Annotated in this window: 11 protein-coding genes and 1 pseudogene; 11 read left to right on the top strand and 1 reads right to left on the bottom strand. The window is 41.1% G+C overall.

Annotated elements, in window-relative coordinates; all coding sequences use genetic code 11:
• Positions 1-297: 297 nt before the first annotated feature.
• The 7 genes from aroA (at position 298) to STRCR_RS05775 (ending at position 8,625) form a co-directional block, all read left to right on the top strand.
• Positions 298-1,581 carry a 3-phosphoshikimate 1-carboxyvinyltransferase gene (aroA, locus tag STRCR_RS05745; protein WP_004229057.1) on the top strand — a complete coding sequence of 428 codons (1,284 nt, stop codon included), beginning with the start codon at positions 298-300 and terminating at the stop codon, positions 1,579-1,581.
• Positions 1,574-2,050: a shikimate kinase gene (locus STRCR_RS05750; RefSeq protein ID WP_004230143.1), complete on the top strand. Its 477-nt coding sequence runs from the start codon at positions 1,574-1,576 to the stop codon at positions 2,048-2,050. Before aroA ends, STRCR_RS05750 begins: the two co-directional genes overlap by 8 nt.
• Positions 2,047-2,871, top strand: coding sequence for a prephenate dehydratase (gene pheA, locus STRCR_RS05755; protein WP_004228808.1), 825 nt, complete (start codon positions 2,047-2,049; stop codon positions 2,869-2,871). The genes STRCR_RS05750 and pheA overlap by 4 nt, the downstream gene beginning before the upstream one ends.
• 34 nt (positions 2,872-2,905) lie before the next feature.
• Positions 2,906-4,330 carry an LCP family protein gene (locus STRCR_RS05760; RefSeq protein ID WP_004227951.1) on the top strand — a complete coding sequence of 475 codons (1,425 nt, stop codon included), beginning with the start codon at positions 2,906-2,908 and terminating at the stop codon, positions 4,328-4,330.
• 429 nt (positions 4,331-4,759) lie between these two features.
• A complete protein-coding gene (rlmD, locus tag STRCR_RS05765; protein ID WP_004227223.1) occupies positions 4,760-6,118 on the top strand; it encodes a 23S rRNA (uracil(1939)-C(5))-methyltransferase RlmD in 1,359 nt (452 codons plus the stop codon).
• 283 nt (positions 6,119-6,401) lie between these two features.
• The gene (locus STRCR_RS05770) at positions 6,402-7,151 is read left to right on the top strand and encodes a HEPN domain-containing protein (RefSeq protein ID WP_004225783.1); all 750 of its coding nucleotides are present in this window, start codon (positions 6,402-6,404) and stop codon (positions 7,149-7,151) included.
• A 409-nt stretch (positions 7,152-7,560) separates the two neighbouring features.
• The gene (locus STRCR_RS05775; protein WP_004229471.1) at positions 7,561-8,625 is read left to right on the top strand and encodes an alpha/beta fold hydrolase; all 1,065 of its coding nucleotides are present in this window, start codon (positions 7,561-7,563) and stop codon (positions 8,623-8,625) included.
• Between the two features lie 602 nt (positions 8,626-9,227).
• On the opposite strand, the pseudogene STRCR_RS11995 reads toward STRCR_RS05775, so the two are convergent.
• Positions 9,228-9,446, bottom strand: a pseudogene (locus STRCR_RS11995) (IS982 family transposase); the annotation flags it as partial.
• A gap of 244 nt (positions 9,447-9,690) precedes the next feature.
• Between STRCR_RS11995 and relB the strand changes: the two are divergent.
• From relB to STRCR_RS05800, 4 genes are all read left to right on the top strand, one after another.
• The gene (gene relB, locus STRCR_RS05785) at positions 9,691-9,984 is read left to right on the top strand and encodes a type II toxin-antitoxin system RelB/ParD family antitoxin (RefSeq protein ID WP_004227383.1); all 294 of its coding nucleotides are present in this window, start codon (positions 9,691-9,693) and stop codon (positions 9,982-9,984) included.
• On the top strand, positions 9,977-10,315 hold the full coding sequence (locus STRCR_RS05790) for a type II toxin-antitoxin system RelE/ParE family toxin (protein WP_040804897.1): 339 nt from the start codon (positions 9,977-9,979) through the stop codon (positions 10,313-10,315). Before relB ends, STRCR_RS05790 begins: the two co-directional genes overlap by 8 nt.
• Before the next feature lie 420 nt (positions 10,316-10,735).
• On the top strand, positions 10,736-11,560 hold the full coding sequence (locus STRCR_RS05795; protein WP_234944258.1) for a CPBP family intramembrane glutamic endopeptidase: 825 nt from the start codon (positions 10,736-10,738) through the stop codon (positions 11,558-11,560).
• A 133-nt stretch (positions 11,561-11,693) separates the two neighbouring features.
• The gene (locus tag STRCR_RS05800) at positions 11,694-13,253 is read left to right on the top strand and encodes a cation:proton antiporter (RefSeq protein WP_004229229.1); all 1,560 of its coding nucleotides are present in this window, start codon (positions 11,694-11,696) and stop codon (positions 13,251-13,253) included.
• The last annotated feature ends 89 nt before the right edge of the window (positions 13,254-13,342 follow it).

Below are 13,342 nucleotides of genomic sequence, written 5' to 3' on the forward strand. Positions count from 1 at the left end.
TTTTTCTATCATTTGCCAGGTTCATTGAGCATTTTTAAATTGAACACGCCTACGACTCTGTGAATTAGACTCGCTTTCCTAGAATCTTTAGGGATTTTTCGTCAAGCTCCCTAAATGTCTTTGAATCGCTTAACGGCTTAGTATCTTGTATTAGCATCTATTTTTGCCTTGGAGAAACTGGAGTTTTTAGAAGAGATTTCCGCATCTCGACTTAGGAAAAATTAGGATTTTGTCTAAAAATGGTTGTCTTTTATGGTAAAATACTAGTATATATTAGCCTTATTATGGGAGTCTTTCATGAAATTAGCAACGAATGTTCAGCATTTTCAGGGAACGATCCGTGTTCCCGGTGATAAATCCATTAGTCATCGTTCCATTATATTTGGCAGTTTAGCCGAGGGAATGACGACTGTTCATGATATTTTGCGTGGTGAAGATGTCTTATCTACTATGCAGGCCTTTCGAGATATGGGGGTTAGGATTGAGGATGATGGTCATGTCGTTACAATCTATGGTGTAGGCTTCCATGGTCTCAAAGCGCCAACGAAGCAGCTTAATATGGGCAATTCGGGTACTTCTATCCGTCTGATTTCAGGTGTTTTAGCTGGTCAAGACTTTTCTGCTGAACTGTATGGTGATGACAGCCTGTCTAAGCGTCCCATGGATCGGATTTCGATTCCTCTGCGTCAGATGGGGGTGGAGATTTCTGGTCAAACGAAACGAGATTTACCGCCTCTAAAAATTCATGGCAGTCGCTCGCTTAAGCCCATTCATTACCAGCTGCCAGTAGCCTCAGCTCAGGTCAAGTCGGCTTTGATTTTTGCGGCTTTACAGGCAGATGGAGAATCCCTTATTATCGAAAAAGAGAAAACCCGCAATCATACTGAAGATATGATTGAGCAGTTCGGCGGTCACTTAGAGATTTCAGGTAAGGAAATTCGTGTTCATGGCTGTCAAAAATTAACTGGTCAGGAGGTTGTTGTTCCCGGAGATATTTCCAGTGCCGCTTTTTGGTTAGTAGCTGGCCTGATTTTGCCTGATTCTAAGATTATTTTGGAAAATGTTGGAATTAATGAAAGCAGAACGGGTATTCTGGATGTCATCAAGGCGATGGGCGGGAAAATTAGTCTCAGTCAAGTGGATCCTGTGGCCAAGTCTGCTACCATTACAGTAGAAAGCTCAGCTTTACAGGGGACGAGCATTTCTGGTGATATCATTCCACGTTTGATTGATGAATTGCCTATCATTGCCTTATTGGCGACGCAGGCTCAAGGGCAGACAGTGATTGCTGATGCGGAAGAGCTCAAGGTTAAAGAGACCGACCGCATTCAAGTAGTAGCAGATGCCCTCAATAGTATGGGAGCTGACATTGAACCGACTGCAGACGGCATGATTATCCGAGGGAAGACTGCTCTGCATGGGTCAAGGATCAATACCCTTGGAGACCATCGGATTGGCATGATGGCAGCTGTCGCAGCTCTCTTGGTCAAAAAAGGAGAGGTCGAGCTGGAGAGAGCGGAGGCTATCAATACTAGTTATCCAGGCTTCTTTGATGATTTGAAAGGATTGATGAATGGCTAAGATTTTAATTGGTTTTATGGGTTCTGGTAAATCTACTATTGCTGGCCTTTTGGATGAAAATTTTATTGATATGGATGCCCTGATTACCGAAAAAATTGGTATGCCGATCGCAGATTTCTTTGCAACTAAAGGAGAAGTGGCCTTTCGTCAAGTTGAAGCTGAAACCTTAGCAGAACTGGCTGATAGCAATTCAGTGATTGCAACAGGCGGCGGTGTGGTTACAAGCCCTGCTAATCGAGATATTTTAGCTCGAAATTCAGAGACTATCTATCTGAAAGCAGACTTTGCTACCCTCTATAATCGGATTGCCAGGGATGAAGCCAATGTTCGTCCTCTCTTTGTCAATAACAGCAAGGAAGATTTTCGGGCTATCTTTGATGGTCGGCAAGCCCTTTATGAGGAAGCGGCTAATGTCATTATTGATGTTACCAATAAGACACCAGATGAAATTGTTGAGGAAATCGGATGAAGATTGCCTATTTGGGCCCTAGTGGCTCCTTTACCCATAATGCTGCTCTCAAGGCTTTTCCGGAACAAGAATTAGTCCCTTATGCTACTATTACGGATGTGATTAAGGCCTATGAAAATGGTCAGGTTGATTTTGCTCTCATCCCAGTGGAAAATTCCATTGAGGGTTCGGTTCATGAGACCTTGGACTACCTTTTTCATCAAGCTGATATCAAGGCCGTGGCAGAGATTGTTCAACCCATTCAGCAGCAGTTGATGGCCAGTACTGCAGATAGGAACATTGAGAAAATATTTTCTCACCCTCAAGCGCTTGCTCAGGGGAAGGTTTATATTCGGGAACATTATCCCCAAGCAAAAATCGAAGTGACAGCCAGCACGGCCTATGCGGCTCGTTATGTGGCAGAACATCCTGAGCAGTCTTATGCGGCCATTGCTCCTAGCGTGGCAGCTCAGGAATATGGCTTGACCATTATTGGCCAAGATATACAAGAGATTGATGAGAATTATACCCGCTTTTGGATTCTGGGGCAAAAAGTACCCCAGCTGCCTCTGCAAGCTCAGGCTAGCAAGATTTCTTTAGCCCTCACCTTGCCTGATAACCTGCCAGGGGCTCTCTACAAGGCCATGTCAGTCTTTGCTTGGCGGGGTATTGATATGACTAAGATTGAGAGCCGGCCTTTGAAGACCGTTTTGGGAGAATATTTCTTTATCATTGATTTGGACAATTCTTTAAGTGAGCTCGTCGCATTTGCACTGGAGGAATTGCAAGCCCTTGGAATCGACTTTAAGGTACTAGGGGAGTATAATGTTTATAACATTTAAAAACTACAGAATTATCGGATAATAGAGAGAAACTATGGCAAATCATAATCTTACGCATCATGAAGAGTTGCGTTACAACTACTTGATGCGAAACTACCATTATCTATCGCCCAAGGAGCAGGAAGAGTTTCATTATTTAAGAAATAAGGTTGAGGCCTTCAATCAGGCCCAGCGTAGCAGAAGTGCTTATCAATACGGCCAATCGGATTATCAGGAAGAGCCCGATAATTCAAGCCAGTGGTATCAAAATGATGACACTGATGATGGCTACTATCCAGACTACGATGACGATCTAGATCAGGACGGCTATACTGATCAAGGTTTGCCCCTTTATGATGATGAACATTCCTCCTATCAAGCACGTAAGGCGAGGCAAAGATCGCAAAGGACAGTTGAACCGACTGTCTATGATAGTTCTGCCAAGCCTTCTCGTCCCAAGAGGCCTAGAAATAATCGCCATTGGGTCAAGAGAACTTTCTTAGCCCTCTTAGGGATCATGTTGCTCATCTTTGCAGGAATGGGCTATAAGTTTTATAAGGGTCTTTCAGCTGTCAATGGAGCCAACAGTAAGTATAAACCAGCAATCAAGGAAAAGTTCAATGGTGAGGATACTGAGGATGGTACTAATATCCTGATTCTGGGAAGTGATAAGCGGGTCACTCAGGGCTCTACCGATGCGAGAACCGACTCCATTATGGTGGTTAATATCGGTAATAGCGACCATAAAGCTAAGATGGTCAGCTTTATGCGAGATACCCTCATCAATATTGATGGGGCCAGTGCTGATAGCTATTCCAATGACCAAAAACTCAATACTGCCTTTAATTTAGGGGAGCAAGACGGTAATCAGGGAGCTGAGTATATGCGGCAGGCCCTCAAGGATAATTTTGGTCTCAAGATTAAGTATTATGTTATGCTGGACTTCGAGACCTTCGCCGAAGCTGTTGACACGCTTTTCCCGAATGGGGTTGAGATTAATGCCAAGTTTGCGACCGTTGAAGGAGAAGAAGTTTCAGAGGTTCAAGTGCCCGATGACCTTAATGCCAAGGATGGTGTGACACCTGAGCAGACTATTAAGGTTGGGAAGCAAAGGATGGATGGCCGAACGCTGCTGAATTATGCCCGTTTCCGCCATGATGACGAAGGCGACTTTGGACGGACCAAGCGGCAGCAGCAGGTCATGAAGGCTGTTATCAGCCAGATAAAGAATCCGACCAAACTTTTTACGGGTTCAGAAGCCGTTGGTAAAGTCTTTGCCATGACTTCAACTAATATGCCTTACAGTTTCTTGCTGAAAAATGGGGTGTCCATTATGACAGATGCGTCTAAGGGAATTCAGCAGAAAACCGTACCTGAAAATGGGGACTGGGTTGATGATTATGATATGTATGGCGGTTTAGGCCTATCTATTGATTTTGACCACTATCGTTCCCAACTGAAGAAAATGGGTATGCGGTGATTGGCTCAACTATACTATAATGAGAGTAGGGCAATCATCAGTAGATCGTATGAAATGGCGATTTCGATTTTCCACGCTCTCCTATTTTAAGCCTCAGACCTCTGCTGATCTTTTGTTTTAAGGCGGCAGGCTTTGGCGGTTTATCCTCAGATTGCGAAACGCCACTAGAGTCGTTTGCAGGGTTAAGTAGATAGGGCGAGTCTTACTTGCTCTCCCCTATTTTGATAGTTTCCCAGACTGTTGAAGTTATCACTAATATGGCAACTAAAGGGGTTAAGGGATTCCTGAAATTGGGCATGCGCCCTAGATAAAGACTTCCAATTAACTACTTGATGATTACTTCCGTTTAAAACAGTCAAATCGAGTCTGAAATTTTGTCTCAGACTCTTTTTTATAGAAATAGACTAATGATTTAAGAAAAGAGAAAAAATGTTAAATAAAAATGATGTGATTGATGTTGAGATTGTCGATCTAACCCATCAGGGTCAAGGACTGGCCAAGGTTGATGGTTTGGTTTTCTTTGTGGATAATGCTCTTCCGGGTGAAAAAATCCGCATGCGTATTTTGAAAATCAAAAAGAAAATTGGTTACGGCAAGGTTGAGACTTATTTAGAACTGTCACCTGATCGGGTGCAGAATCTGGATACAGCCTACCTGAGAACTGGGATTGCTGACTTGGGACATCTAGCTTACGACAAGCAGCTGGATTTTAAACGTCAGCAAGTGGTTAATAATCTGACCAAGATTGCTGGAATTAGTGATGTCGAGGTGCTCCCGACACTTGGTATGGATCAGCCCTATGCCTATCGTAACAAGGCGCAGGTACCTGTTCGCAGGGTTCGCGGTCAGCTGGAGACAGGCTTTTTCCGCAAGAATTCTCACGATCTTGTGCCTATCGAGGATTTCTATATTCAGGATAAGGAAATTGATAAGCTTATTGTTTTTGTGCGGGATCTTTTGCGACGCTATGATCTCAAACCTTATGATGAGAAAGAGCAGACAGGTCTTATCCGCAATCTTGTTGTCCGCCGTGGACATTATACAGGTCAGATGATGCTGGTTCTGGTGACGACGCGGTCAAAAATCTTTCGAATTGAGCAAATGATTGAACAGATTACTACTGCCTTTCCAGCAGTCAAATCCATCATCCAAAATATCAATGATAAGGCTACTAATGTCGTTTTGGGTTCAGAATTTCGGACCCTCTACGGTAAAGATACCATTATCGACAGCATGCTGGGGAATCAGTACGAAATTTCAGCTCAGTCCTTCTATCAAGTCAATACGGTCATGGCTGAAAAGCTCTATCAGACAGCTATTGATTTTTCTGAGCTGAGCAAGGAGGATGTCGTTATTGATGCCTATTCAGGTATCGGTACCATTGGCTTATCTGTGGCTAAGCAAGTCAAGGCGGTTTATGGCGTGGAAGTCATTAAAGCAGCGGTCAAGGATGCTGAGAAAAATGCGGCACTCAACGGCATCGCAAATGCCCATTACATAGCGGACTCAGCAGAGAAAGCTATGGCCAAGTGGAGTAAACAGGGTATCAAACCAGATGTCATTCTGGTTGATCCTCCGCGTAAAGGCCTAACAGAAAGCTTCATCAAAGCAAGCAGCGCCATGCAGCCCCGCAAAATCACCTATGTCTCATGCAACTCAGCTACCATGGCGCGTGACATCAAGCTTTATGAAGAACTGGGCTATAAGCTTAAAAAAGTGCAGCCTGTGGACCTTTTCCCAAACACACACCACATCGAGTGTGTCGCTTTACTTGAACAATGCCATTAGATTGTCCGCCTTGCTTTCTTGTTTTAAGGCAAGATGCTCAACAGATCCAGTGGATCTGTTGACCCCGAATACCACCATGTTGAGTGCGTAAGTTTGCTAGTCAAGGAGTGGCACGACGAAGAGTAGTAATGACTTCTGCTCCTGAAATAGCTGCCTAAGAGTAGATTTAGTTAGTATGGGTTATGTTAATGATTAATTCTATTTTGATCTGTCAACACTGTTTAATAATACCATTAATAAAATGGAATTTTTATAGATAATATTTATTTGAGGAGATTAAGTCATGGAACACGAAAAATCTTTTAAAAAATCTAAAGGAGAAATTGGGGCACCTTATAAAGTATTTGAATGTTTAGTGAAAGAATTAAGAAATGAGTCAATTATTATGCTACATGTTAGTGAGAATGACTTCTTTAAGCTTGGGGATCGTGCTATTGCATCAAGTATTAAAGAAGGGACGCTTGCGGAGGATTTTGATAAGGGAAATCTTGATTCAATATTTACTGATCCAAAAGTAACATCTTCAAAAATGTACAGTGCTTTTATAAACTACTATATTTTAAGACTGACTGCTGTCCTTGAACTATATTTCAAAGATTCTATTAAGCAGTTACTAAAACTAAATATAGATTTGTTAGTAAAAGGTTTTAAGGAGACAGAAAAAGGGAAATTAGTGGAAAATTTGGATAAGAATTATGTCCCGAAAAAGTATTTAAAATATCTAAATAGAATTACAGAACAATATTCTAGCGGAAAAAAATTTTCTGGAAAATATCAAAATTATTCAAAATTTTTGGAGATTGATGAAAATAATACCGATATATTGGATAAATTAGATAATCTGTTTTCTCTGAGAAATGATCTAGCGCATCTTAATAGATTTCCTGCTGAAGATCTTGCTGCAGGAACAAATCCCAGACTAACTACAGTGAGTGGTTTTGAGTATTCTCGAGAGACTTCACTTTCGAAGGAAAATTTTGAGGAAGTTGTAAAAGAACTTTTAGATTTGACGATTAAGGTTTCTAAATTTTAAAAACAAGTTGAACAGACAATTAATTCAAAGTGGAAGCCAGATTACGAAAAAGCGGAGGTCCATTATAAAAAGTTAGTTCAAAAACTTTCGAAGAGTAAAGAATGACGTGACGAAACGATTGGAAACAGCGAGTTGCATTTCAGGTCTTTTCGAGCATTTGACCATCAGCCCCTGAGGGCAGATTTGAGTGTAAAAAATTGGTTTATTACCAAACAATCGCACTCGTCAGAGATTTGACTTGGTCAATTGGATAAAAACAGCTTGTGGCTGTGGCTTAGATATCGGGATAGAGTATGCAGGTTAGGCAACTAAACATAACAAAAAATCAATCATTTTGACAGCTTTGATTGGTAGATAATGGGGCAACTTTTTACTACAATTTTCATAAGAATCAAATAAGGAGGTTCTCTTGAAAAAAATAATGAAAATTGTTGGTATAGTTCTGTTGATTATCATTATAGTTGCCATTGTAGCTTTTGGACTTTATTGGTATCGCAATATCCATTGGTATGACAGATATAAGAAAACACTGAATATGGCAGGTGCAGTTGAAAAGCAAGTTACTCTTCCGAGTGGTAATGTCATCAATTATGGTGAAGTGAACAATGATAAACCTGCCCTTCTATTAATCCATGGACAGATGAGCATCTGGGAAGACTACGCACTTGTTCTTCCTGAGCTTAGTAAAAATTGGCATATTTACGCTGTTGATGTTTATGGACACGGGGAATCATCACATGATGAAAGTCTGTATTACCTCGATGTGAATGGTGACGATCTGATCTGGTTTATCAATAATGTCATCGGCAAGCCTACCGTTGTTGCCGGACACTCCAACGGAGCAATCACGGCAGCGTATGTAGCAGCATACGGCGGTCAAAACATAGCTGGAGCAGTGCTGGAAGATCCACCAGTATTTTCTACCGATGGGGAAGGTTGGGAAGACAGCTTTGCTTATCGTGATACCTACAAGTCTTTGCATGATTACAATGAGTCGGATAAGGCAGAGTGTTGGGAAAGTTACTATCTCCGTCATTGCTACTGGGGTCAGCTGTATATGCCTGATGCTATGCCGAAACTTGCTAACTATGCACAAAAGCAGCATCAGAAGAACCCTAATAAGGCTGTTCAAATAGGCTTTCTGCCAAGTTCGATTTGGTATGTTTTTGAATATGTCAGGGAATATGATTTTGCATACGGTGAACGATTCTATGACCTGAGCTGGAATCACGGTCTGACACACAAGGAGATATTGTCAGCAATAGAAGTTCCCTGTGTTTATATTCATGCAAAGGAGATGGTTCACGAGAATGGAACATATCTGTGTGCAGCATCCCGCGAACAAGCCGAGAGAGCAGTGTCTTATATTGGTGAAAATTGTCAGTTGGTAGAGACTGAAAACAGTAACCATGTGATTCATACTGCTCATAGTGCTTTCTATATTGAAAAGGTAAACTCGCTGCTATCAAAATGAAGACATTATGTTAAAAGAAAATCTTATGATGCTTCGTAATATACATGGCTTTTCGCAGGAAGAAATAGCGGAGAAAATAGATATCCCCGTAGGACTTATGCAAAAAGGGAGAGTGGCGAACTGTCTCGGACATCGAAAAATATAAGCATCTTGCGGATATCCAAGGTGTCATGATTGATAGGCTGATAAAAGCAGAAACGATAGATAGAAAAGAGAACATTCCACCTGCGCCACAAAGAAGCAATATCTGGGACTTGGTGACAATAAATGAATGTGGACAATTTGCAATCCCCAAAAACCGATCGTGAGAGATTCGGTCTTACCAGTGGGCAAAGAAAACGAGGAGAACGATATTTGACAATAGGTGTTTGATTTTCCATGGTTCACGAGTATCTCTAACTGTAACCAAGAAATTTAGTAGCTCATCTATAACAAAATCCTCCACTTTTATTATAGCGAAGGTTAACTTATTTTTATAAAATTGTTATCTGAAAACAAAATTTTCTTCATGCGTTTGTCGTACATTGCCTTCATTAGTAGGATGGAGCCTTATGATATGTTTCGATTTCGATTATGATTTCTTGCTTGAATTTCACAAGCAGTATCTGACAGAGTTGATAAAATCGTCGCTGGGATTTGATGCCGAGTTCAGCTCGAAGCACTAGAAGGACAAGAATGGAATTGTCCTTAATTTACAATAGTTAACATTTCGACGCTGTATCAGTTCCTTGGCGCATAGCGGCGATAATAGGAGGAACACATGGTTCCCCCATATTGTATGGTAAGTGATGGCGTTTAGCGGTATCATTTAAATGGTTCATTTGGATGACTTCTGTTCGTTTGGTTACTGACAGCATAGTCCAAATGAACTTTTTTGTTAACTAAAAAATAAACTAGCACCACGGGTCATTAGATAATTTTATTCATCATTTATTTTTTGTATTCGTCACCAAGGGAGCGAAGGAAGTGTCTATGCTGAACGATGTATACTGAGTTTTTAGTTGAAATAGGCATTAACGATATGCTATAATGTAAATACAAAATGTATATACAAGAGGTTTGGATATGACTACTACACAACCTGTTAATTTTCGTGCTGATTCTGTTTTTTATCAACAAACTAAGGACATTTTAGCAGACGAGCAAATCAGTCTTACAGATGTTTTTAATGCTGCATTAAGAAAGATTGCGACTGGTGCTGTTGATGCCAAAGAATTTGTTTCGAGTGACTTGCCAGAGTCACAGTATCAAATTGCTTTTGAAGATTTAAAGAAAGAGATTCTGTTAGGCCATCAAGATATTGCTCAAGGTAAGGTCACAGCACTTGCAGACGTAAGGAAGGAATTTGGTCTTGACTAGTCATAAACGTTACACTGTTTCCTTATCTGATGCGGCTAAACAGGATTTAAAAGCTATTCATGAGTACATTGTTCTCAACTTTTATAGCCAACAATCTGCTGATGGTAAAATTGATTTAATTTTATCAGCTTTAGAAATCTTAGAAACCTTCCCTGAAGCCTGTCCTCGTGTGGCGAGCCGTGGTTATGGTGAATTAACTGATGATGGCAAAAGTTACCGCTACATGCCAATTGAGAATTATTTAGCTTTTTACTACATTGAGGAGCACAATGTTTATATTTCTCGTATCATGAATTCAAAGCAAAACTGGGCAAAATTATTTAATAAGTAATTAGGGAATATTTTTGGAAAATGAGTATAAAAAAGTGACTTTACAAGAGGTAAAGCAAGCCCTTCTTAGATTAAGGTAAGAAGGGCTATGTAAATATGCAGGTGTTATTTAAGAAGATGGCAAGGGTGTCTATTCCTATTCACTAGAAGATAAGGACATAGAAAATGATGTTTCTGTTATTTCAATGGACGTATTTCCTGACAAACGGTGAAATATTTTGAAGAAGACTATTTTCCTTCAGTATTGTCATTTGAATAAACAGACTGACAAATTGTTGGGCAAGGTATCATCAATTTGAGTCCGAAAGTAGTTCTAGCATCAGTAACTATTGAGGGGAAATAAGAACAGCTTATGGAAAGCTCATGACTATCAATGCTTTAAGAGATGCTACCATTGTTAAATAAAAAGAATTGACGTTTATTGGATATTGAAAAACAGGACAAAATGATTATGGCAGATTGGCAGTTACAGGAGTTATTAAGAATGGATAGAAAAAGAGCACTAGCGCTATATTTGACTGGCTCCTTAGGGCAAGTTTACCTTACTTGTCTTGCCGTCTGGTTGCTGGGTCGTATAGGCATAGCAACGGGCTATTCATCGTTTGCTGGTTGGACAGCTATTGGGATAGGCGGAACATCGTCGGCCCTTTGGGGGATAGTGACTGTTAATAAATATAAAGTCATCAGCCTCAAAACAGTGCTAAGGGATTTCTTTTACATTAAGCAAGGTCCAGTAGATTATTTGTTGGTGTTCACATTTTTAGCTTTGAATTTTGTCCATGTTTTGATAGGCGGACAATTTCAGATCAATATCTGGTATTTGCCACTAGCGCTTTTCCTAAAAGCATTAGTGTTTGGCGGAATAGAGGAAATAGGCTGGAGATATGCCTTTCAGCCTATTCTTGAAGAGAAAGTACCCTATATTATCGCGACGGTTCTTACCTTTATGACTTGGGGGATATGGCATTTTGCTTTCTTTTATATTGATGGGAGTTTAGGAGACATGTCAGTAGCAACAGGTAGTCATTTCTGCCTCAGTTTGTTAGTCAATAGCTTTGTCTTATCAGCACTGTACCACAAAACAAATAGTCTGTGGATCTGTGCCATGACTCATGCCATGATAAATGTCTGTTCCCAATTAGCTGTTGGAGGGAATCAGTTTGTACTGTATGGTTGTCAGGCAATTATTCTAGTTTTGGCTATACTGCTCTCTATGAAAAACAAGCATCAACCATCACTGTTATAACCAACCTTGGTGATTCTTAATACAGTTTTATACAGTTTCAAATTCTAGCGTCTTGGAGCGGAAAGTGGTATAATACTGGCTAATTGTCTGTTGGGCTGGTTTGTCTGGTCCGACTTAGATAATGGAGTTTAGTATGATAGGAACGTTTATTTCATTAACACTGATTACTTTTATTGCAGCTGTCACCCCCATGGTGGCTCGTTTAATTCCTCGGCAGGTTGTGCCTGAAACGGTTATTCTAATAGCGGCAGGGGCGGTCTTTGGACCTCATGCCCTCAACCTTATTCATTCAGATAGTGAAGCCCTCGAGCTTCTGTCTGATTTAGGCTGTGCCTTCCTCTTTCTCTTGGCGGGATATGAAATTGATCCTAAGGTTATTGTTGGAAAAGAAGGCAAGAAGGGCTTTGGGACTTGGGTCGTGACCTTTGCTATTGGTTTAGGTGTCGCCTTTATCATGCCCGATATTGCCTCAGGGAAACAGGGCCTGATAGCGACTGCTTTGCTCTTTACGACAACGGCTCTGGGAACCCTCATGCCTATCCTTGAAGAACGCGGCCTAACAGGTACCCAAATCGGTAATACGATTATTGCTTACGGAACTTGGGGAGAGGTATCGACAGTCATTGCCATGGCCGTCCTGCTCTCAGCTCGGTCGACTTGGAAGACGGCGGCTATTCTAGGCGGTCTACTACTGATTTGTATTTGGCTAGCAGCTTTAGGAAATAAGGCCGTCCAGCGAGGCGGGGCCATGTATCAATTTCTTCACTCTAAGTCTGATACGAATTCCCAGATGACGGTTCGAGTAACGATCCTCCTCTTAATTGTTCTAGTAGCTTTTTCTGCTATCTTTGATTTGGATATTGTCTTGGGAGCTTTTGCGGCTGGCTTTGTCCTTCGTTTTGTTATTCCAGAGAATAGTCATACTTTGGAGAAGAAGATCAATGGGATTGCCCATGGTTTTCTGATCCCTCTCTTCTTTGTGATTTCGGGTTGTGGTATCAATTTAACAGCGGTAGCGGATCGTCCTTGGCTGCTTGTGGCTTTTATTCTGGCTCTCTTCTTGATTCGCGCCGTTCCTATCGTTCTTTCCCTATCCCTAGAGAAGGATACCGAACAGCGTTTGACTCTCCATAATCGTTTTTCTGTTGCCTTTTATTGTACGACAGCCCTTCCCTTGATTGTTGGGATTACTGGAATTGCGGTTAAGGATGATTTTATGACCAGTGACATTGCTTCGGTGTTGGTGGCAGCAGGAGCCATTACGGTCTTTCTCATGCCTTATTTTGGTGCACTCACCTATACAGTAGTTGATGCTGAGCCAATTTCAGCCGTGCGTGAAATTTTTCATTCTCCAAGGGACATCACAACGATTTTGAACAAGCACTTTGAGCAGGAAAGAGAACGGGCCCGTCAATATCAAGATTATGCAGCTAAGCGCATTGCTTGGGGGTTAGACACTATTCAAAATCCTGAGGAGCGTCAGGAAATGCGAGACTTGCTTGTGAAGAATCGAGAGGAAATCCAAGACTTTCATCAAGAGCAGTTGGAATTACGTAAAGACCTTTATGCCAAGCATACCGATGCTATCAAGGAAGTTTATCAGAAATATCATAATGGTCAATTGCCAAATGACCATTTCTTGCGAATCTTGGAAAATCGCCGTTATCAAAGAGATGATGAGTCTACTACTTAAGAAATAACTCTTGCTGAACTCCAATCTTATTAGATTTGGAGTTTTTTGCTATAAAGAAAATGATAGGATTTAAGGTGCTCCATAACGGC

Source organism: Streptococcus criceti HS-6, assembly GCF_000187975.2.
GTDB classification, from domain to species: Bacteria; Bacillota; Bacilli; order Lactobacillales; family Streptococcaceae; genus Streptococcus; species Streptococcus criceti.